Consider the following 21780-nt stretch of genomic DNA (forward strand, 5'->3'; position numbering starts at 1 on the left):
TCCCCAATCGATGTGGAGCTTGTCGACACTACAACGACTGAGGAGGCGCCCAGTTCCCGATTGGCACATAGTTCGTCGGCGCGCTCATCGCGGCTTGGCTTTGTCGATCGGTTGAGCCATACCTGTGACAGCCAAGTGGGTGGACATCTTTTTTATTTGGCAAGAGAGCTTCGATCGCGACCCGGATCGTATTTGCAGCCTCCGAGTCAAGTGCATGCATAATGGTATCGCCTGCAATGGTATTGGGTTTTTGTATAACCTACATTTGCCCAGAAAAAAGTCAATTACCGATAGATGTTATCTTCGGCGCCTAACTATCAGCTCATAGGTACACTGCCTGTCTGCGCGGCCTCTAACCTAAAGAGATGACTAATCAACCAAAAGCGTCCTCCGTCCCGCGCTGGTTTACCGACCACCAGGAAGGCCATTCCGAGTGGTACATCGAGCGGTTCCGCAAAATGGCGGCCGAAGGCGCCGACCTGGATGGCGAGGCAAGATTGATAGATGCACTGGTAGCCCCCCACGCACGGATCCTCGACGCCGGCTGTGGTCCCGGCCGGGTAGGCGCAGCTCTCTTTCGGCGGGGCCACCAGGTCCTGGGCGTCGATGTCGACCCACTACTAATCGATGCTGCACGGCAAGATCACCCCGGCCCGACATGGTTGGTGGCGGACCTGGCGGAGCTAGACCTAGCAGCGATGGAACACCCCGAAACCTTCGACGGGGCCGTTCTCGCCGGAAATGTCATGCTCTTCTTAGCGCCGGGCACCGGCGCTCAGGTGCTCGGTCGGATAGCACGGCACCTTCGCTCGGACGCTCCTATCGCCGTCGGATTTGCCCTGGATCGCGGCTACTCAATCTATGACTTCGATATGGACTTGGCACTTGCCGGGCTCACGGTAGAGCATCGCTTTGCCACCTGGGATATTCGTCCTTGGACAACATCGTCCGATTATGCCGTCAGCGTGCTGAGGACCAGTGCAGGCGGTTGAGACCGATTACCCTACCGCGGAGCCGCTACGGTCGAAAGACCGCACAGTTCAAGCTCAGTCCTGGGTCAAATCGCCAACAACCGGAGTCGACGTAAGGAATTTTTCAGAGATCGGGGGATCAAGGATCCACGGGGCGCATTCAAGACCTGCCACGGCAGCATTCAAGACTTTCGAAGTGCAATGACCTACGGCCAAGATCGCGAACGGACCACGCTTGGAATTGAGCGCCGAGCGCACCTTTGGCGTCGACACAATGCTCGCCGATGAACGTCAAGTTGAAGTACTTGTCGAGAGTGTTTCCAGAACGTCCACGGTCACCCTTCAGCGTCCAGATTTGTTGGCCGGACAATGTGGGAGTTCGGATTTAACGGTGGCTAGGGGTCAAAGGTTCTTTTAACGAAGTCGATTTCACAGTGGTAACGGCGTTCTATCAAAAGGCGATTCGAACCGTCACGCGATGAAGGAGCTTCTGTGAAAAAAGTTTGTCGGTTAGGCACGGCTCAGCAATGAGCTGTAGCTAACCCGCCACGCAATATGACCCTGGGCCTCCAAAAGGCTGACCTTAACGGAGTAGATCCCGAATCGTCTCTGTAGCCTTGTCAACTACCATACGACGGCCATTATAGGGTTAGAGGTTTCTTATCGCCAGATCCATAAACATTGCGATATCAAGAGATAGGTCAGCAACGATGCTCTTTAGGCGACGGTTCTTTAGATTCAAGTCCAATGAGTAAGCTTCGCTTTAGTCCCCTTCATAGCGGCGTAGGTACTCTTACCAAGATGCCGAGTCGTATCGGTAACTGCAGCACCTTAGGCTTTTTTAACAAAGCGACGACGTCACTATGGTTGCACCTTCGTTGAGCATCTTGTCCCCTTCGACGATCTTCTTGCGCACCTGTTCTGGGGTATGCCTTTGCGACTTCACAATAATTTCCTCCATCTACATTATGGATACAAAGCTCACATTGGTATCGGATCATCCAATTGGGAGCCTACGTAATAGACACCAGCCATAGCGAGCTAGATGCAGGTGAGATCTGGAATATCTATACGACTCTCACTAAAGTAGAAGATGCCTTTAGATCCCTCAAGAGTGATCTTGGACTTCGACCGGTCTATCATCAACTAGCTAGCCGAACAGCTGCTCACCTTTTCATCTCAGTACTTGCCTATCACCTCCTTAGTGCTATTGAGCTGACCTTGAGGCAAAATAACGATAAGAGAAGATGGTCAACCATCAAAGAGCAACTCAACAGTCACCGCCGAGCCACCATAGTTCTTACATCAGATAAAGGCGTTGTCTATCACATCCGCACTAGTGGTGTTTCTGAGCCGGTTCACAAAGAGATCTACCGTCTCTTAGGAGTTAGTGATCCCCCTAAACGGATAAAGACCATTGCGACGCATTTGTAGTGTCCCAACGTAAGACCACATACTCAACTAGCTGGGAGAATGGTTTGATTTTTGGAAAGATGGGTCAAGAGAATTTGCGTAGAATTGCTGATGCTCTAAGTAGGCTAGCCTGAATCGATTGGGCCGCAATTGATAATCATTGCAGCTCCCCATTACAAGCATGAGAAAGTCCCCATCAAAGATGGCTGGGTCAGCTTTTGATTCTCAATAGTCGATGCCTGATTATTTCGATATTGCATCCTAAAGGATCCAAAAAGATCCAGAGCTAATTCACATATTAACCAAAGTGGAATCTATCGCCTTAAATCAGCCAGTGGGTTCAATGAACCTTCCCCAAGCTAGATGGCCGCTACGGCCATTGAGACCAAAATGGTTCAACATATTGAAGTTTGCTTCCTCGCCCATGAAGGATAGAAACTACCGCAGCGCTCATCTTTGTACCCTCAAAAACCCGAAGGGTCGAATTTTGACCAACTGCGCGCTCTCAACCCCAAAAGATACAGGTAACGTCTTCATCGATTGCCGCCAACATCTCATCGAGCGTACCGGCATCGACAAGGTCATATGGATTCCACTTGTTATTACGGTCACGCCAGAAAAGCGACCACTTACCGGTAGAAACATTGACGCGAAGGCGAGCAACTTCATGCTTCGTCCACTCCGTAAGCGACTCATGCCAAGGCGCCCGACACTCAACGATTGTAACCGTATTGCCTCTGACTGACGACTCAACCCGCACTTGGTCACGCGCCCTAGTTGGCACTCTTTGATCGCAGTACCGATTAATTTTGAAAAGCTCAAATTCCGAAACAGCCATACTTCAAGCTTAGATTGTGGGCCTTAAAACCAAGAACTATGATGATAGTGAGATCCCTAGATCGAAATCGCCATGGACAACTCGCAAATTCCGCTCAAAAAAACATCCAGAGGTGAAATTGGTTCCAAGGGGACCAAGCCGGGACAATTGCGTAACCCGATCTAAAGCTCAAATTCGAGCCAAAAATGGCAATCCGGAACTCCCATAGAGGCGATTTCAACCGTAGCGTAATATTTCGCGCCAAATCAAACGATTAAAATACAACATATTAGGTACGACAAATAAATCTATAAACCAATACAGGGAATAATCAAGCTCAACCCGGGCTTTGCATGACATGTCTAAACAACCTCAATTGACTCTTTACTGGCGTCAAGGATGTCCATTTTGCTCATCCCTGCGACGAGAACTCGCTTTAGCTGGCGTTTCCCTTAGCAAGGAAGTCAACATCCGGAAAGACCCTCTGGGAGCGGCATTCGTACGACAAGCCGCCGGGGGAAACGAAACCGTCCCGACGCTTGTGATCGACGATGTGACTCTAGTAAATCCAAGCATTTCACAGGTTGTAAACGCCATAGGGCGCGCTCACCCCGACTTCGTTCCCAACAAGCCTCTCGATCCCGCGCCAAAATCCTGGCTACGTGGGATTCAGCTAGGTACGGTTGCAGTCCTAATAGTGGTGAGCTTCATAATTGAACGCCAGATCAACAGCATCGCATCGTATGCGGTCGATATAGCAAATATTGCGATCTACCAATTATTCAATTGGCTGCGACGTCGCAAGGTAGTCACCTACTCAGTTAAGGCTGACAGCTAAGCCCTATCCTTTTTGGCTACCCTTCAATCTTCAATCTTCGCGGCTTGGAACAGCGCTTTGTGGTCGGCAACGTCAAAAATACACCAAATCTCATCAATTTCACCATCGTTGCTGTCCTGCGAGACAAGTGCGAAATTTCAGATCCATGAGAATTTAAGCTGGGATTTAGATGAGCAATTAGGCGCAGATACTCAAACTTCGCATTCCAATAAAATGAGATCCTTGACCGTCTGTATTGGATTAAATTGAATCATGTGACACCAATTTAGATAATATAGCTTCACGCAATTGCCCGCAATCGATCCTAAACTTCTACCACGTTAAAGGCGTGATACCAACCGATACATTCCCGAAGATGGGTTATTGTTGGGGAGCTCTGAACCATTCTGGTCGTACATCTGATCGAGCCTCTCACTATGTTTAATGGCAGTAGCAAGGCGTGGTAGATACAGGTTGGGATTAACCTCTTTGCCTTTGGAATTATCGAAAACCATTCGGATATTGGATGCCTTTGAGCAATTCAGCGTACTGCGATGATCACAAAAGTGCAGGATTAACCAAAGTTCGAAGCAAGGATTCGAAATCGCGAGTTCAATATTGTTATCTTTCGCAAGCTTGATAGCTTGGTTTATCGTTTTGTGATCATCAACGTCAAAAACACACCAAATCTCATCAATTTCACAATCGTTTCTTTCTGCAAGCTTAACCGCCTTTGAAACCAAATTCAAAGGTGCAGAATCACCGGTTCCAGAAATTACCTTCAAATCAACTACAGAAGTTTTGCTACCTAACCTCCTAAGCGCATTGAGATAGATAGGTTCGGTTCGTGCTCCTTCACAAAAGACCACAAAGGTCCTTTTCGGCTTCAAATCTCCGACTTTACGACCTAGACTACCTTTGTCAGCTCTCATTCGATTGGATGTCGCCTTAGCCATTAATCCGAGGACGCCACAGGGCCAAGTAAACGAAAAAACGCCAATTGATCGAGATATGGAATTCCACCAAATCTCCCTTGGAGATATGCCTTTTCTAGATTTAACGACCTTCGAACCATGTCACCGCTGAATTCAGCCAAAGCTTTCAGAGACGTTGATCCATTTGCACCCTTCTCGGTAAACCACACTTCATCGCGATTTAGATGATTCAACAAACTAGTGTCATGAGTCGTAAAGATCAACTGTGCATTGTTAGGATTAGCAGATGGATCCTGAAATAGTTCAACAAGTCGCGCCGACAAGTTCGAGTGAAGGCCCGCATCAATCTCATCTATAATTAGAACCTGACCAAACTCAAATGTCTTCAAAATTGGACCAATGAGAGAAAACCACCTTCGCGTTCCTTCTGACTCCTCTGCAAAATCAAAAGCAAGCTCCTGTCCTGGTGCTCCATGAATTAATTTCAATTGCTTCCCGGGGGCATTACTGCGTAGCCGTGGCGTATTAGGAAGATCCTCAAGCACATTCTGCGGTATTTGCACCTCGATGATTCCAAGATCCGCAAAGCGCAATAGGGCCATGGCCATCTCTCGAGACGTGAATCTTCCGGGAACAATGTCATCAAATAGGGATTGTGTTGCGATCCCGTCGCCCTCTTCGAAGATTCTCTGAGTGGATCGATGCCATGTTGGCCTAGAGAATCTGCTCGTATTCCATGAAACGTTCCCGACGAATCCGAAGCCCGAAAGTGCACTAGCGAACGAAGAAATTTCCCGAACCTGAAGCTTTGCAGCTATAGAAAGGACCATCATGGTATTAGTCAGCAACTCTCGGATCCCAGATAATGAAGTAATCCCACGCCGTAGTTCCAATTGACCACCCTCACGCCTAAAAAGGAGTCGCCGCCGGCGCTCTGGATAGCTATACAGAGATTCAGCGCGAATACCATTGCGATCGAATTCAATTTGATAGACGTATCGAACTTCTTGCACCAACATCTCTACCTCGAATTTGGTCGAACTTATTGGTCCAGTTCCAAATCTAAACGGCTCATAGGCTATTTCGTCGTCCCAAAACCTTAGCGAAACCCGCACCGCGTTGAATAGCCAATAGAGCGCGTCGATAACGTTTGACTTTCCAGATGCATTAGGCCCATGATTTCGGCGGTCGTCAATACCACCTGTGAAATAGATTCGAATTTTCGCACCGCGTTACGATCTTCGTCGACGGCAATCACGAACAGTTCGGCGGGCTCGAAAATGGACCTGTAATTTGAGACTTCAAATCTAAGAAGCACATGCCACATGATGGCCGAAAAACTGCACTTAGAACCGCTATTTCGTCAAATAATTACGAAACCCCATCTAAAAATACAAAAGACCGAACAACAAATTCCAAAGCGGAAGCTGAATGGCTTAGCGTCATCTTTATGATCACTTTTGTGTGTATGAACGCCTTTTGATTCCCGCCAAAAGCAAGAGGATATCAATTAAAAGTGATGATGACTGCTCGGTCAGGTTCTGCAATAAATACAATAAACAGGGGTCAAAGATCAAAAACGACTCGAAGAGCGATCTTTGGGCGCCTTCCTTATAAATTTGAGATAATCGTCGGCAATATCGTTAGCTCGTGAACCCTTTACCCTGTCGTCAATCTGACCAGAAAACAATTCACCCGATGTGACATGAAAGTTCCAGAGATGATCAAAGTTGCGCCAAAGCAAGCACTTAGAGCCCATGAGAGACCCGGTTCTGCGTAATCTCTTCTTAAAATTAGATCACACGTTCGCAATGACAGATCTATCGATCACGATCTCAGTCGTAGCGTTACCTCTAGCGCAAACCCACAATGAACACGAGCTCTAATTCTGATCCTGGCGTGCTTTACAAAATGGCATCTTCATTTAGACGAGAAACCTCCAGGATGACTCAAAGTTCTCCCTGAGGTCGATGGAACATATCTATGCGAAAAACGCCAGAGGTAAAACATTCTCAATAAATGAGGTGAGGGACAAATTGATCGACAGTAACGACGAACTGTCGCAATTGGCAAAAAACGCAGAACCGATTCATTTCTGAAACCCCGGAAGGCTGATATTGAGCCAAACCTAATAACGGTTATCACCGAAACAGGTCTGCAGCGTGCGGAGTAAAATTAATGAGTCGCCTTCGCACAGATTGTCAGTATTGTATAGAGGCGCACGCCAGTAGCCACGACAGAGCGACCAACGGATCCCTACTCGATCCATAGAGAAGATTGAAGGTTCAAAGGCCTTTGTCGCTGAGACTTCAAATCAAAAGATCCTCCTTGTCTTCGCGAATAAGACAGCATCCTTCTCATACACCGTGACGCAGCGACTCAAAAGATGACTCAATGGAAGCTCATCCGTGACTTTCAATCTCGCAATTGACCCAACAAACTCAGCTCCCGTCCATATCGATCGTCAAATCTGGCTAGTTCAATCAAGTGATCCGGACTTCAGATTTAACGGTGACTACGGGCCACTAGTACATTTTATGAAGCTCGCATAGTCAGTATGGGTTTTCAGATGGCAGACCATTTCCGCAAAGGGCTAGTTTTCAAATGTCGGACCTGTTTCCAAATGTCGAGAGTTTTCATTTTCATATACCCTACAAACAAATGGTAGAAATCCTCAGCCAATGTAATATTGGCGGCCATGTGAATTTAGACAAATAGCCCGTAAAACAATTGGACCTTCGCGAAACGAGGGCCGATAATCGATGGGAGCGTGGACAAAAGCCTCTAATCCATTAGTAACTTCATAGCGATACTTAGCTTGAAAGCCCGAAATTTCGGGCCAAGGAGGTGGTCGTAATGATGTTCTGGTATGGAGGTCATTTGGTATTTTGGCAGGCGAGCCTAATGTGGGTCGCAATGATAGCTTTCTGGGGGTTAATTGCTTGGGCAGTCTATGTCCTGTTAGCACGAGCAACCCAGGGACCTGGACACGCGGATCATAGCCTCGAAGCACATCACACCATCGATCAACGCCTTGCTAATGGTGAGATCAACCTTGAGGAGTATCAAAGCCTTCACGAAGCGATCGGCCATAGAGAGCGCACCTCAATGGGTAGCGGAATTAAAAGATGATCGCAAACTCGCTGGCTAGGTGGTCAGCGAGTTTGTTTCGATCTCGAGGAGCCTTATCATGGTGCTGACTCGTTTATCACCGATAAAAAAAGATGAGAAACGACGAGTGGCGACTCCAAATCGTCATTTGGATCTCTTTCGCTCAAATCTACTCCACCCACGTAATGGCTGCACAGGAAATAGCGACAAAAGGTGCGACTGTACTAGGTATCGCTGCAGGAGGTATCAGCGATACCGCTCGATAAGGCGACCTGAGCTAAGAGATCGCTCCGACCACGATGAACTTCAACACTGACAGTCCTACAACGCTCGATGAGATCCCCAAGCTACCTGAGGCCTTCTTTATCTTGGATCTGGAGCACCTAGGGTATCTTCACCTATTGCCTCCCAGATATTACAGATGTGATGAAAAGTTAATTTTTGAAAAACTACAACCAAGAAAAGAGAGACGAGATGAAGCAATGGCGACAACTACCCAATCCCCATCGAGGCCAAGCCAAGATCTCGACCTCGGGGCCAACTGGTTGCGACCGCGAAGCATCAACATCACACCCGGCGATAAAATCAGTCGCGTGGCTATCGGCCTTGTGTCCATCATTTCCAGCGCCGTTCTCCTGACCTCTGCCGGGGGCGTGCTCTCCGCAGTTCTCAAAGTACTACCGATCGGTATGGTGCTCGATTTCGCTTTAGCCGATACGCTCAGCCAAAGCGCTTTGTATGCTAAGTGCGGTTGTGTTCCTGCCTCGTTTGGAAGGTCACAATTAAAGCTACCGTGGACATTAGAAAGCCAGGCGCCTCGATAGGCTACAGCCACCCAAATCATAGTAGCCATAGTTGGATGATGATCGCAAGCTGGGTCCCCATGTTCTTCATAGTGGTCGTGCTCTTGATGACAGATACCCTTGGCATCAGCTTCCTATTCGTTCCGCTCGCCTGCATCGCGGTGATGGTGATGACAATGCGCACATGGGCCACAAGCAATGGCAACATTTGACTATTTCAAAACAGAAAGGTACCGCAAATGAATATTAATGATGTCACGGTCCTAGCCCATCTTTCGCAGAATTCCCGAAAAATCGCCCCAATTGGCCCCTTTTGAGTTGATTTTTGAGGATTTTCGGCTTGGGTGATTTATAGATTTCCTGGTAGATGGGTATTAGGTCTTTTTGGGTCGCGAATGTAGTGTCCTAATTTTTGAGTAGTTTTGATTATAACTTGCATTAGCTCTGACATGGTGCTATTGTCTTGTTGTGTTTATCCGTGAAACTCCAACAGTTAATAAAAAGACCGGCGTTAGCTACAGTAAGTACCAACTCGTTGAGTCCTACCGCTGTGAAAAAGGTCCCCGTCAACGTATAGTAATGACCTTGACCGAACTGGACCTGGATAAGTCATTGTGGCCAGCTCTGGCCAATGCAATTGCCCAGAGACTCTCTGGAGTAACCTCACTCTTTGAATCAGATCCTATTATTGCCAGATACGCAGATCTAGCAATCACTAAGTATGCAATTCGTTCCGAAGTTGCAGCCGCTAAAGAAACAAGAGCTACTGAGGCTGACCTTGAGATGGTGGATCTCTCTAGTGCTAAGACTATCAATAGTAGAAGTATCGGTCCAGAACTCATAGGAAACTCGTTCTATGAAGCTCTTAGCTTCGATAAGATCCTAGAGAGTGCAGGTCTATCGGGTGAATCCCTTGGTATTGCCAAGGCAACGATAATAGCTCGTCTTATTCATCCTGGATCTGATCGAAAGACCTATTCGTATATCAACTCCAACTCTTCACTACCTGAGATATGTGGTATCGATCTCTCTAAGTTTCACAAGGATAAGGTCTATGCAATTGCAGATAAGCTCTATGACGCTAAAGGCGTCATAGAGCCAGCACTCTATAGAGCTAGCTCTGATCTCTTTAGGACGAATACCAGGCTCTTTCTCTTTGATCTAACCAACACCTACTTCGAAGGTTCTACTAAGGGGAACTCCCTAGCTAAACATGGACATTCCAAAGAGAAGCGTTTTGATTGCACATTAGTTTCTCTGGCACTACTTGTTGATCACAGGGGACTACCCATCTACTCAGAGATACATGAGGGCAATACCTCTGAGCCTAGAACTCTCATTAGCGTACTTGATGCCTTGGAGTCTCTATCGGATGGATCTCTCTTTGGGGATGTTGTTCCTACCATTGTGATGGATAGGGGAATTGCTACCAAGGCAAACCTAGAACTTCTCATTAAGCGCAATCTCAACTACGTAGTAATTGAGAGAGCTAACAAAAAGAGTCTCTATCGAAGCCATTTCATGGAGATGGAAGGCTTCACCGAGATCTACGATGCCCAAGGATCCCCAGTACTGGTGAAAAAGCTCCAAGTGGAACCACAAAAGCCACAAGGGCGAGTGAGAACACAAGTACAAGGACAAGTGCAAACGCTAGAAGAAGACACCGGCACTGACGACAATAGCAGTAATGGTGCCACCAGCAAGAATACCGGCGACAGCAGCAGCAAGGGCGACAGCAGCACCGACACCAAAATCATCAAGAGCGACAGCAGCACCGACACTGACGACTATATCCGTAATGGTGCCACCGGCAACAATATCAGCGACAGCACCGACACTGATACTAACGCCACCTCCATCTCCTCCTCTTCCACCTCCATCTCCTCCTCTTCCTCCAACAACAACACCACAACCGTGGTGTTGTGTCGTTCTTTGGGGAGATCCAAGAAGGAATCAGCGATCTCTAGTCAAGCTAACGAGAGATTCTTAGTAGATATCACTTCGTTGAATACCTCAATCACAAAGGGTTCTATATCTAAGACCACAGTTGTCTCAGAGCGTATCGGACGCATCAAGGCCAAGTACCCAAGTATTGCTTCCAAATACGAGATATCCCTTGAATATCATCAAGACCATGGCAAGATCATCAAAAAGAGACGCTTTGACAAAGTAATCAATCTCACTATTACAGAAAAACCCACTAAAGCCAAAGATGATAATCTCCAAGGAGCCTACGTCATAGACACCAGCCATAGCGAGCTAGATGCAGGTGAGATCTGGAATATCTATACGACTCTCACTAAAGTAGAAGATGCCTTTAGATCCCTCAAGAGTGATCTTGGACTTCGACCGGTCTATCATCAACTAGCTAGCCGAACTGCTGCTCACCTCTTCATCTCAGTACTTGCCTATCACCTCCTTAGTGCTATTGAGCTGACCTTGAGGCAAAATAACGATAAGAGAAGATGGTCAACCATTAAAGAGCAACTCAACAGTCACCGCCGAGCCACCATAGTTCTTACATCAGATAAAGGCGTTGTCTATCACATCCGCACTAGTGGTGTTTCTGAGCCGGTTCACAAAGAGATCTACCGTCTCTTAGGAGTTAGTGATCCCCTTAAACGGATAAAGACCATTGCGACGCATTTGTAGTGTCCCAACGTAAGACCACATACTCAACTAGCTGGGAGAATAGGTTGATTTTCGGAAAGATGGGCTAGCAGCAGACGTCTTGGTCGCAGGCGGTCTAGGTTGGTGGTTCTTTGGACCAAAGCATGTCACCGCTACCGACGTCGTCGCCGGAATCCAGACCGTGCGAGTCACCGTGCGAGGTGGGTACACCCCGAATCGAATTCTAGCTCACGCTGGCGTACCTCTGCACTTAGTCTTTGACAGACAAGAGTCCGGCGATTGCACGTCGAGGGTTATCTTCCCTGACTTTGGAGTCTCAGCTGAGCTACCAACATTTGGTGAGGCGAGCCTCGACTTTACCCCGGCTAGACCTGGCGAATACGGATTTGTATGCGGAATGAACATGATCCACGGGTTCCTAATCGTGGAAGACCAGGCCACTCAAGATCAAGGCGATACCCTAGAGACCACCGTCATTGACGCGACCCACACTGACAATGGCGCCACGAACGACAAAAAAATAGTAGTAACCGAAATCGCATCCAACAAAGACAAACAGATAGCCACCATAATCGTTGATGGTGGCTATCGTCCGGACAAGGTGGGAGCCCTAAGGGGACTCCCCCTCAGTTTGATCTTTGATCGACGCGAAGACGGAGCATGTTCGGATCGAGTTGTGCTTGCCTCCCTTGGGATCGACCTGGTGCTCCCAGCACATGAAAAGACCACGGTAGATCTGGGCGTGCTGGAGGTGGGAATCCATGAAATCTCATGCGGTGAAAACATGCTCCACGCCACTATCGAGGTAATCAACGACGATGGCAGTTGGACACGCGACGATCTTAAATCAGCGACCACCACGAAGATACCAGTCGAAATGGACATGGTCAAAAAGCCATCCCCTCCACCATCTCAGACACCGGTGATCGTTCCACCGGTAGTTCGCGACGGCTCAGGGCACCCAAGTGCTTCAGAATCCGAAGTCGATGAAGATTCTGAGGACGCGGAGCGACTGGCCGAGATCACCGACCTCTGACGCAGAGTTGTTATCGGAACCGTGCTTACCGTTCCAGTGCTCTTTGGCGTAATGACCAAAGACTTTCTAAACGCCACTTGGCTGCCGGGAATCTTTGTCAATCCATGGTTCGCTCTCGTATTAATCACACCGGTCTTTATCTACACTGGATGGCCGATCCACCGAGCCGGGTGGCTTGGTCTCGCGCATCGCAGCCCCGATATGAACTCACTAATCACCCTCGGAACTTTCGCCGCGTTCCTCTACAGCCTTACAATCACGCTCGCACCATCGATCGCACCAGTGCGCCTACGTGGCGTCTACTACGAGGAAGTTGGATTCATCTTAACCCTGATCCTCTTCGGACGTCTTATTGAGATCCGGGCCAAGGCTGGCACGGGCCAGGCCATCAGGTCATTACTCGGCCTCCAGGCGCGGACTGCGCGGGTCATTCGCGACGGGATCGAAGCCGAACTCCCCATCGAGGACGTGCTCCCTGGTGACCTCGTGCTCGTACGCCCAGGCGAAAAGATCCCTGTCGATGGCGAAGTAGTTGAGGGTCACTCAGCGGTCGACGAATCAATGGTGACCGGCGAGCCGATCCCGATCGAAAAGGATCTCGGCGCCATGGTAGTCGGAGCCACCATGAATGGCACAGGGTCGCTTCGGATCCGCGCGACGCGTGTGGGAGCCGACAGCGTTCTCGCCCAGATTGTCGAGATGGTGCGCCGTGCACAATCTTCTAGTGCTCCTATCCAACGCCTCGTAGATAAGGTATCATCGGTATTCGTTCCCGTGGTGGTCTTTAGCATACTAGCAGCCTTTGCGATCTGGTACATCGCTGGCCCCACGCCCGTGTTTACATATGCATTAATCACCGCGGTTACCGTCTTGATCATTGCCTGTCCATGTGCTCTCGGGCTTGCTACACCGCTCGCAGTAATGGTTGGCACCGGCAAAGCTGCTACTTCGGGAATTTTAATCCGCTCCGCTGAGGCACTTGAGACCGCTGGAAAGCTCGATACAATCGTACTAGATAAGACCGGCACTATAACTGCCGGCCATCCATCTCTAACCGATGTCGTTGCCTTCGGTGATACCAATCCCATGGTAATGTTGGGCCTCGCCACTGCTGCTGAAGCCGATTCCGAGCATCCCCTCGCCTCTGCCATAGTTGAAGGTGCAGCCAACAGGCATGCCGAGATGACCAAGGCTCAGAGCTTCGAATCGATAACCGGCCAAGGCGTGCGCGCCATCATCGACGGTCGAGTCGTTCTCGTAGGAAATGCCAGGCTACTCCAGGGCGCGGGCGTCGACGACTCTGTCTTCGCCGATCAGGCGAGAACGCTCTCTTCGAATGGCAAGACCGCCATGCTTGTGGCCATTGACGGCAATCCAGCGGGTCTTCTCGGGGTCGCCGACTCTATCAAAGAGGACTCCATCGAGGCAGTCGCAGAACTGCGACGACTTGGCCTTGAAGTTATCATGCTCACTGGCGATGCTCAACTCACCGCACAAGCCGTTGCACGACAAGTCGGGATCGACAAGGTGCTGGCCGAGGTGCGCCCTGAGGACAAGGCCGCAGAGATCGGGCGGCTTCAATCTGAGGGTCGACGAGTGGCGATGGTAGGCGATGGAATAAATGACGCCCCGGCACTCGCTAAAGCCGATGTGGGATTAGCCATTGGTACCGGGACCGACGTCGCTATCGAGGCCGCTGACGTAACACTGATGTCTGGATCACTAGCTGGAGTCTGCATCGCCATCGGCGTGTCAAGAGCAACAATGCGCAACATCCGACAGAATCTCACGCTCGCCTTCGGATACAATATCATAGGTATCCCGATCGCAGCAGGACTACTCTACCCGTTCTTTGGGATCGTGCTATCTCCGATGATCGCGGCTGCCGCCATGGCGCTCTCATCGCTGTCAGTTGTCACCAACGCCAATCGGCTACGCCGCCTTCGTTTCCCACAGAGCGTAGCTGTTCCCCACGAGGTCGGGGAGGCAAAGCCACGCCAAACAGACGCCACTGAGTCCGTTTGATCTCGGCAAATGACAATCACCCGTCCCATCTTCTCAATTCGGAATGGATAACGGTCACACTAGTTACCATGTAGTACTTCGCCCATTGGCCTCCACCACAAATAAGACAAAACATCCCTAGAGTGAAGGCCAATGGGGGCCAAATCGACCCCGGATTATCTGTTGAAAGGCGGTGCATTCTTCGGGAAGGCAATACGGCTATTCATATCAACGCCTCTTAGCCAACTGACGCAATCCTTGAGATAATCGAGCCGACATCAGGGAGTTCACTCGGCTCGAGCCGCTCGAGAGAGCAGATTTCATCCATGTAGTGATCTGGGTTCAAACTGCACTGTGACTCCGGTATGTTCACCTTAGCGTTGGTCAACATGCGTCGGTATTCACCGGCGACCTCCTGACATTGCAGTACTTCTACTACGGGTTCGCTGGATTCCTTCCCTTGTAGACGGCTTTCCCGTCCTCTGACTACTACGAATCCTCCGCCCCATCTCAAGGCCATCAGCCGACGGTGGGCCCGCCCGTCTTCGCACTGGATGTGCGAGAGCGAGGGCGACCTCGGAATGGTTCCCATGTTCACCATGTTTCCTTTGACAGGATGGGTGCCCAGCTCTTCCGCTGCGGCCTCGTCATGGTTACGCCGGCGGCCTTCACCATGACCTCGTACACTGGCGTCAATAGTCATTGCACGAGTTATCCCTCCTATTACATAAGAACGATACGCACCGCTGCCCGACCCATATCTACCAGATTTGGGGTCGGTTCCATGCTTAAGCGGGTTCAACCACTGGTTCACTTTCGTTACACCACATTGGCTTGTTAGCCGGACCTGCGCTGTCTGGTAGTACCAACTCGTCCCGTCTTTGTCAGCTCAGGGATCGATGGGACATGGGGATATCGTGCGCTGTCTGGTAGTACCAACTCGTCCCGTCTTTGTCAGGACTGCTTCTCTGTTGCCAGCAACATTAAATTGACCCAGGATCAGCAACATTAAATTGACCCACCCTCCAGTAAGACTTGTCTGTGGAACATTCAAAACCACCCAGGTGCAATCAAATGCTTCAAGGGCAGGACATTAATGAATTTAATTGAATTAAGATCACAAGGACACAGCTATCACGAAATATCTAAACTTGACGGTGTATCTAGGAATACTGTAGCTAAGTACGTTCGTGATGGAGCAATGTGCGAAACTAAACCACCTAGAGCGCCTAGGGGATCAAAACTTAGGTCCTCTATAAGGAGATGATTGATGGTTCCCTAAAAACTCGGTCTATCTAGCACTTAACACAGACTCCCTGTGGAGTAATAGGCCACTTCCGGATGACACGCCGTTAAAAATACCTACGGTTGGAATTGAAAACTGACAACCGACCTTGAGCAGCGAATGCACACGAAGCTACCTTTGTTTTCGATTTCTGATCGCACCCTGGGAGTTCTTCTCCGGGTAACACCAATGGTATGAGAGCCATAAATCATTACCGATCGGCTCCGGGTATCCAGAGCTGATCGCTATCAAACATAGTTATCAATCACGGCATCAAAATAATAATCAATGTTGGGTTCGATTAACTCAAGGTGACGATATCACCCACAAAAGAAGCCGGCTTGCGCCTTAGTTTTCCTGTAAATAGATACAAAGAAATCGTTCTCGCTTAGCTAGGCTGGCGCAAATGGATTGGGCGTTGGACGAATCAACTGATCCGAGGTAGCCACTGGATTGGCTTTATTGATTTAAGTAATATCGATAGGATCTATCTTTCTTAGGAAACGATTTAGCATCTTTAAGGGTTGATATCTTGGCAACAATTAGGAAATTAGAGTAATACAGCACCGCCATATAGCTAAAGGAACAATTACATGCCTGAGCTTGACTACTTTCGAATCTATTCTCGCTGAATTTCCAACACTTGTTATCAAACGTCGCACCACGGCCCTAACCCTAGCTATCTACCTTGCGACCCTATCTATATTGCTGGCCGCTACTTTCAAATGGAGTGATAGAAAGCCCCAGAAGAGATTGTAATTTTCAAAGAGAGCTCATTTAGGATCTGCAGGATACAGCGGTGACCCACACTGGCGTACCCGAATTCTGACAATCATTGCGATCGTCTCAGCGGTGAGTTACGTATCGGGTTCCGCTCACGAGACGTAGTTCGCCCGCGAAATTATGGGGGCTATAACTATTCTCGTTTTTATAGCATTGGAAATTATGGTCGAGTGAAATTAGCACCTCAGTACCATCGCATCATAAGAACCGTAGGACGAGTTCATCGGTCGCTCAATTAGCAAATCAGCTCTCTTTCGGTAGCTCAAAAGCTCTAATCAAAGCCCCTACGTCAACGCCCAATAACGAATAAACTGACCGTTGATCCCCAATAGTTGCCCCTCAGAACTGATCCACACCAACCCGGTGGAATCGATAAAATGGCTTTTGAAAACCAGACACTGCTAGAGATGAAATTAGTCAAACACCAAGCGGCCTTTGGTGGAAAATTTGCCAGTATCAGTTTCAATCATCATCTTCCAAATTGACCTGTCGTTTGATTTAGGAAGCTCGATTTGCCCATTTGAAGAGGTATAGTCAGTTACGGCTGGGCCAAAAGCTACCAGTCGCCTAAGCCCTATGGCAACCGAAGGTAACACGAGAACCCTACAGCCCTCGATCCTCCTGGCATCTAACTCTAAGCCCGGTGATTTCCTTGGTGATCAACTTAAATTACCTACTTCAGCTGTGCTCTTACCATTCATTCCCATAGCTCACTATGCACCTTGAACCTGCCACAAAAGGGCAATTGCGAGTTGATCGTTATGGTGCATTCGACGGTAACGAATTTGCTAGAAAGGGTTTCCTCCAAATCGATACCTCCGTAAAGCACTTTTCTGGAACAAAAAAGCCATTCTCACAATTGGATCGGAGAGTCACCTTCGTCTTGCAATGAGGATTATGACTAACTATGAGCTGAGAGTAGGGCTAAGGAGAAATACTGATTTAATAAGTAGTTTTGGAATCAGGCTCGTTTATTTTTAATACTTTATTGAAAATTGCCAAGCCATGTAGCAACCGACTCTCCATTTAGGCAGCTCTCCCATTTAACGGCACTTCGGATTTAACGGTCGAGATCTGACACCGACGTCCAAAAAGAGAAGCAGCTTGCACGTGTGCTAATTTGTTTGCGAGGTACTGCTCGATGAGTCACCCGCGCAATAAAGTTCAGCTGTCTTTATTTATTAGATTGGCACAACTCACGGTAGCTCTCTATAGGCAACTGAGCTATCGTAATGGGTTTTATATCTCCAAAAACGAAGCGAAGCATGACGTTCTGATACTCTTGACACGGTTTTGCAAACGTTTGCCTAGGGCAAACTCGCCGCCATTTGCCAACCGCTTCGCCATATAACCGCTGGCTTCGCCACAGCCTAGCGCCTTTGTTTTGGCCCCAAAACTACTGAAAGCGATGCCTATCGCATCACCGAGCGGAATGAACGACAATGCTATAGCCTAAACATTAAAGGCATGCAAGTAATCAGGACGCGTAGAGGCAACCCACTAAAGTTGCTCCCAGCATTTAGGCGTGCCAAAATTTCAATTGCGCTCTCCCTTTAGTTGCAGCTATATCGATACGGCGCTACCGTGTCACAAAGTTGGTCTTGGCGAGGCTTGGCGATGGCGGGAGTCACCCATATCGTGAGTAATTATATTTTAAAGATATTACCTAAATCACCAGTTGGTCAAAGAGCTCAACTATCATCAAATATCTTGACTTTGGTGATCTCGGCATCATTTTTCGGCGCACTGACACCTACCCCACTGAACCAATTGACTCGCACGAAATTAGAGTCTCTCTAAAGCCCGAGCGGATCAAGCATTCTAGAGAGCTACCCATCAATGATTAGATGGCGAGGAAATTTAGCTTGTAAACTTAGGCGAATCACAATTGGAACGATTACACAGCGAACCTAGTCAGCTAAAAAGGATTCATTCCGCAGGACTATAATCAAAGTCATGGAAACACGCCGTCTTGGACGAACCAAAAAAAATGTATCGATTATCGGCCTTGGAACGTGGCAGCTCGGCGCCGACTGGGGCGATGTCACCAAGGAAAGTGCAACTGCACTCCTTGAAGCCGCATACGAAGGTGGGGTGACCTTTTTTGATACCGCTGACGTCTATGGCGATGGTCGAAGCGAAACTATAATCGGCGACTTTCTAGCCAAGATCGATAGAGAAACGATAACCGTCGCAACAAAGATGGGGAGAAGGGCATCGCAATCAATCGGAGAGTTCAATCGGAAGAATTTCGTCGATTGGATAGATCGATCTAGAACAAATCTAGGAGTCGATCGACTAGATCTCACCCAACTTCACTGTCCACCCGATGACGTCTACGATAGCGACCACATCTTCGATGAACTTGACTCCCTGGTGGAAGAGGGACGGATTGGCGCCTATGGAGTCAGTGTCGAAACTTGTTCCCAAGCCCTTCGCGCAATCTCTCGTCCCAACGTGGAAACCATCCAGATCATCTTTAATGCGTTTCGACTCAAACCACTTGACGAGGTTTTCGCGGCCGCTAAAGAAAACGGCGTTGGAATCATCGCGCGAGTACCGCTAGCATCGGGATTACTTTCAGGACGTTACAATTCAAAAACGCAATTTGCCCCCGACGACCATCGTACTTACAACCGCCACGGAGAGGCATTTGACGTCGGCGAGACCTTTTCAGGCGTTGACTACGAGGTAGGTCTAAGAGTATCGACGCAATTTAGCTCGCTTCAGAATGAGATTACACCCTCCAAAGCCGCTATCGCCTGGATAGCCTTCCATGAAGAAGTGTCAACTGTCATTCCTGGTGCACGCAATATTGAACAGCTGATGCAAAATATTGATAGCGCAAACCATTTGGAGGTGGGTAGATCTATCGATCGCGATGTACATGAGATCTACGACACTTTCTTGCGCAAAGCAATTCACTCTCGCTGGTGACCAAAGCAAAAAGAGCTAGTTGTAATTCCGACGCACACCATTTTGCTTCAAAGAATTCCCTAGCGACCAAAGGATCGAGAGTGCCAATTTCACCCGCTGCTGTGGTTACAGACGCAATGAATCATATAGATCGACCTAAGGTCAACCCTTGCCTTTCGTGGCATTTGTTTAGCCACAAGCGTACGCTTTGCAATCTAGTTTTATAAGTTGATTTTGCTCATCAGCGATCGAGGAAATTGACTCATCGGTACTAAAAAATCGACTAGTCAAATATCAACCACTGTAATTATCGACGGCCGACCTATCCTGTCTCCCACAAGTACGACCATCCAAAAACCGACCACTGATCGCTCTGCAATGGAGACTAGCGTACCTCTTTTGCTCTGGCTTATCCCAACCAAACTTTCGACCACTACCTCGCTTGGCCGACAGAAAAGAGTCGGCAAGCTGGTAACTTAATCTATCTGGTTCTAACGATTACAGCAAGTAAAACGAAAAATGCACGACCGACCAGGCTTAAGAATGAATAAATCGGTGCCGACCAATCAAATCCATGCAATGGTGCACCATCTTCAATCTTCAATCAAGCCTCAGTCTTTAGTCGAAGCACTATAGCTCACCAGGCCACCTCAATGAATAAAATCCACCGTTAAGCGATCCGATCTATCCTTTGCTTTAATGGGGGCCAAGCCAATTTACCATTCAAAGCAAAGTACTGTTGGACCCCTAGTAGCGATATTAGTTAGTATTCCGTATCGTCTCTAAAACCCCTAAGTGATTGATGCACGGAGATTTGCTCCTTCTCCCGGGCTCCGAATTCGTTCTCATCAGCACGTTCAATTTGAACGAGGTGGTCGTCCGCCGTTGGTATTGCACGAATGACCTCGTCAAGCTTGAGCTGGAGTGCCGCTAGACCTCGGTGTTCGGTGTGCTTGAAAGAAAACAGGAAAATCAACACCACACTGTTTGAGATGGTGGCAAAGGCTGCCTGCCACGACGTTGGGAAACCTTGGACCGCCAAGATAACATTGAAAGTTAGTAATACGATCACCATAACAACGGTGGCACTGACTCGCGAAGTAATTGCATCTAAACGCTGCAAGACTCGACTCATATTCTCGTGAAAAGGGGATAATTGCATTCAATTCCAATCGATAAGGATCAGGATCAGTGCTAATTAAATACAGCACTGCCTATTTGAATAAAGAGATTAACGAACTCAGAAGGCAGCGTTTGATCCTACTGCACCGGCCATGAGCAAATGGTTGTCATCAAGGAGAAATCTTGACCCACTCTGCCTACATCGTAGTGTCTTTGGGCAGCATTCGTTACACCTGGGTTCGCGGTATCGGAACGCAGTGACCTTTGAACTGGGCTTTAAAGACAACGTTTTGGAGAGGATTTCACTTTAAAACAAGTGAGATGGTTGATGGTTGCGCCCATCCAACTTCAGACGAGAGCTAATTCGATCTCCAATCCAAGCGACTCCAACTGGCCTCGCAAACATCCTTCAAAATCAATTCCATTGCATTGCATTGCAGATCCATCGAAATGTCCACCGGAGGGAAGCCGCCTCGCCATCTCCTAAATAGCATTTTTTCAAAACCACTCGCAATAACGAGCTACATATCGACATCTGCAACTTTTTATTTATGCAAAAGGGACATTGACTCCTCCCTTGCGCTCGGTTCTCCGATCAAACCTTCTAATTATTCAATCCAAGACAGCACCCCCGCGCCGTTTTGTGGTTCAATTACACAAACAAGATGTATCGGTAGGCAATTGAGCACATTTGACTCTAACCCAAGCAGGTGCTCGCAATCAAAGCGGAGATAGCACCTCGAATTACGTGTATCTGAGCCTGGGGTTTTTCGGGCCTGGAAGGTCTTGGACTCGCTCGATGTCGCGTAGTAGGACTCAGCTAGGAGACAATTGCACAATTCGAAAATCAACTCTTTCGGGTGGTATTCTTTGACTCGGAGTACGCTTGCTATGCCTTATCTAGCATTAAGTGCGGAGCTTTAAATCCAAAACGGGTAAAGATCTACTTAAGCAATTGTCTCCTAGGACTCAGCTCGATACGCACTTGCGAAATTCAATCGAACGATAAAACCGCAGTAATTTGCCGTTGCTCCCAAAAGCTAGTGAAACCCATCTAGGTCGCACAGTCGTAATGAGGCTACCTTCGAAATATAACCTGGCCTGACCATGTAATTTACCTGACATCAAGCTTCCTA

At 48.4% G+C, this 21780-nt stretch carries 14 protein-coding genes and 2 pseudogenes; 10 read left to right on the forward strand and 6 right to left on the reverse strand.

Translation table 11 applies throughout. The features are described 5' to 3' along the window. Positions 1–365 precede the first annotated feature (365 nt). Positions 366–992, forward strand: a complete 627-nt coding sequence (locus ACIDITHRIX25_RS74075; protein ID WP_201732740.1) for a class I SAM-dependent methyltransferase — start codon at positions 366–368, stop codon at positions 990–992. Positions 993–1046: 54 nt separating this feature from the next. Here the strand turns inward: ACIDITHRIX25_RS74075 and ACIDITHRIX25_RS74080 are convergent, their stop codons facing one another. Next, entirely contained in the window at positions 1047–1244 is a 198-nt protein-coding gene (locus ACIDITHRIX25_RS74080) for a hypothetical protein (RefSeq protein ID WP_052606789.1), read from the reverse strand. Positions 1245–1976: 732 nt separating this feature from the next. On the opposite strand from ACIDITHRIX25_RS74080, the gene ACIDITHRIX25_RS74085 reads away from it, so the two are divergent. Beyond that, positions 1977–2405, forward strand: a complete 429-nt coding sequence (locus ACIDITHRIX25_RS74085; RefSeq protein WP_201732741.1) for an IS1634 family transposase — start codon at positions 1977–1979, stop codon at positions 2403–2405. Positions 2406–2889: 484 nt separating this feature from the next. Here the strand turns inward: ACIDITHRIX25_RS74085 and ACIDITHRIX25_RS74090 are convergent, their stop codons facing one another. Further along, a complete protein-coding gene (locus ACIDITHRIX25_RS74090; RefSeq protein ID WP_502756200.1) occupies positions 2890–3222 on the reverse strand; it encodes a DUF3024 domain-containing protein in 333 nt (110 codons plus the stop codon). Between the two features lie 337 nt (positions 3223–3559). Between ACIDITHRIX25_RS74090 and ACIDITHRIX25_RS74095 the strand changes: the two genes are divergently transcribed. After that, positions 3560–4039, forward strand: a complete 480-nt coding sequence (locus ACIDITHRIX25_RS74095) for a glutaredoxin domain-containing protein (protein WP_201732743.1) — start codon at positions 3560–3562, stop codon at positions 4037–4039. Between the two features lie 320 nt (positions 4040–4359). Here ACIDITHRIX25_RS74095 and ACIDITHRIX25_RS74100 read toward each other — a convergent pair whose 3' ends face one another. Both ACIDITHRIX25_RS74100 and ACIDITHRIX25_RS74105 read right to left on the reverse strand, forming a co-directional pair. Further along, complete coding sequence (locus ACIDITHRIX25_RS74100; RefSeq protein ID WP_201732744.1) at positions 4360–4950, reverse strand: RloB family protein; 591 nt, start codon at positions 4948–4950, stop codon at positions 4360–4362. Positions 4951–4973: 23 nt separating this feature from the next. After that, positions 4974–6068: an AAA family ATPase gene (locus ACIDITHRIX25_RS74105; RefSeq protein WP_201732745.1), complete on the reverse strand. Its 1095-nt coding sequence runs from the start codon at positions 6066–6068 to the stop codon at positions 4974–4976. A 1741-nt stretch (positions 6069–7809) separates the two neighbouring features. Here ACIDITHRIX25_RS74105 and ACIDITHRIX25_RS74110 point away from each other — a divergent pair. The 6 genes and pseudogenes from ACIDITHRIX25_RS74110 (at position 7810) to ACIDITHRIX25_RS74135 (ending at position 14559) form a co-directional block, all read left to right on the forward strand. After that, positions 7810–8085 (forward strand): SHOCT domain-containing protein, encoded by a 276-nt coding sequence (locus ACIDITHRIX25_RS74110; RefSeq protein WP_152626139.1) that lies wholly within the window; start codon positions 7810–7812, stop codon positions 8083–8085. Between the two features lie 92 nt (positions 8086–8177). Further along, positions 8178–8330, forward strand: a complete 153-nt coding sequence (locus ACIDITHRIX25_RS74115; protein ID WP_160291890.1) for a hypothetical protein — start codon at positions 8178–8180, stop codon at positions 8328–8330. A 33-nt stretch (positions 8331–8363) separates the two neighbouring features. Next, a complete protein-coding gene (locus tag ACIDITHRIX25_RS74120) occupies positions 8364–8888 on the forward strand; it encodes a hypothetical protein (RefSeq protein ID WP_052606782.1) in 525 nt (174 codons plus the stop codon). Between the two features lie 447 nt (positions 8889–9335). Then, complete coding sequence (locus ACIDITHRIX25_RS74125) at positions 9336–11519, forward strand: IS1634 family transposase (RefSeq protein ID WP_201732746.1); 2184 nt, start codon at positions 9336–9338, stop codon at positions 11517–11519. A 79-nt stretch (positions 11520–11598) separates the two neighbouring features. After that, a pseudogene (locus ACIDITHRIX25_RS74130) lies at positions 11599–11913 on the forward strand (cupredoxin domain-containing protein); the annotation flags it as partial. Then, a pseudogene (locus tag ACIDITHRIX25_RS74135) lies at positions 11902–14559 on the forward strand (heavy metal translocating P-type ATPase). The pseudogenes ACIDITHRIX25_RS74130 and ACIDITHRIX25_RS74135, both read left to right, overlap by 12 nt. Positions 14560–14776: 217 nt before the next feature. On the opposite strand, the gene ACIDITHRIX25_RS74140 reads toward ACIDITHRIX25_RS74135, so the two are convergent. Beyond that, a complete protein-coding gene (locus tag ACIDITHRIX25_RS74140) occupies positions 14777–15340 on the reverse strand; it encodes a hypothetical protein (protein WP_152626138.1) in 564 nt (187 codons plus the stop codon). Positions 15341–18562: 3222 nt separating this feature from the next. Here ACIDITHRIX25_RS74140 and ACIDITHRIX25_RS74145 point away from each other — a divergent pair. Next, a complete protein-coding gene (locus tag ACIDITHRIX25_RS74145) occupies positions 18563–19543 on the forward strand; it encodes an aldo/keto reductase (protein ID WP_052606776.1) in 981 nt (326 codons plus the stop codon). A gap of 742 nt (positions 19544–20285) precedes the next feature. Here ACIDITHRIX25_RS74145 and ACIDITHRIX25_RS74150 read toward each other — a convergent pair. Next, complete coding sequence (locus ACIDITHRIX25_RS74150; protein WP_052606774.1) at positions 20286–20684, reverse strand: low affinity iron permease family protein; 399 nt, start codon at positions 20682–20684, stop codon at positions 20286–20288. Positions 20685–21780: the final 1096 nt, after the last annotated feature.

The sequence above is a fragment of the Acidithrix sp. C25 genome, assembly GCF_904848545.2.

Excerpts from the sequence above, each read along its gene's own strand:
- ACIDITHRIX25_RS74075 (WP_201732740.1), top strand. The coding sequence starts at position 366 with ATGACTAATCAACCAAAAGCGTCCTCCGTCCCGCGCTGGTTTACCGAC.
- ACIDITHRIX25_RS74090 (WP_502756200.1), bottom strand. The coding sequence starts at position 3,222 with ATGGCTGTTTCGGAATTTGAGCTTTTCAAAATTAATCGGTACTGCGAT.
- ACIDITHRIX25_RS74095 (WP_201732743.1), top strand. The coding sequence starts at position 3,560 with ATGTCTAAACAACCTCAATTGACTCTTTACTGGCGTCAAGGATGTCCA.
- ACIDITHRIX25_RS74100 (WP_201732744.1), bottom strand. The coding sequence starts at position 4,950 with ATGAGAGCTGACAAAGGTAGTCTAGGTCGTAAAGTCGGAGATTTGAAG.
- ACIDITHRIX25_RS74110 (WP_152626139.1), top strand. The coding sequence starts at position 7,810 with ATGATGTTCTGGTATGGAGGTCATTTGGTATTTTGGCAGGCGAGCCTA.
- ACIDITHRIX25_RS74115 (WP_160291890.1), top strand. The coding sequence starts at position 8,178 with ATGAGAAACGACGAGTGGCGACTCCAAATCGTCATTTGGATCTCTTTC.
- ACIDITHRIX25_RS74120 (WP_052606782.1), top strand. The coding sequence starts at position 8,364 with ATGAACTTCAACACTGACAGTCCTACAACGCTCGATGAGATCCCCAAG.
- ACIDITHRIX25_RS74145 (WP_052606776.1), top strand. The coding sequence starts at position 18,563 with ATGGAAACACGCCGTCTTGGACGAACCAAAAAAAATGTATCGATTATC.
- ACIDITHRIX25_RS74150 (WP_052606774.1), bottom strand. The coding sequence starts at position 20,684 with ATGCAATTATCCCCTTTTCACGAGAATATGAGTCGAGTCTTGCAGCGT.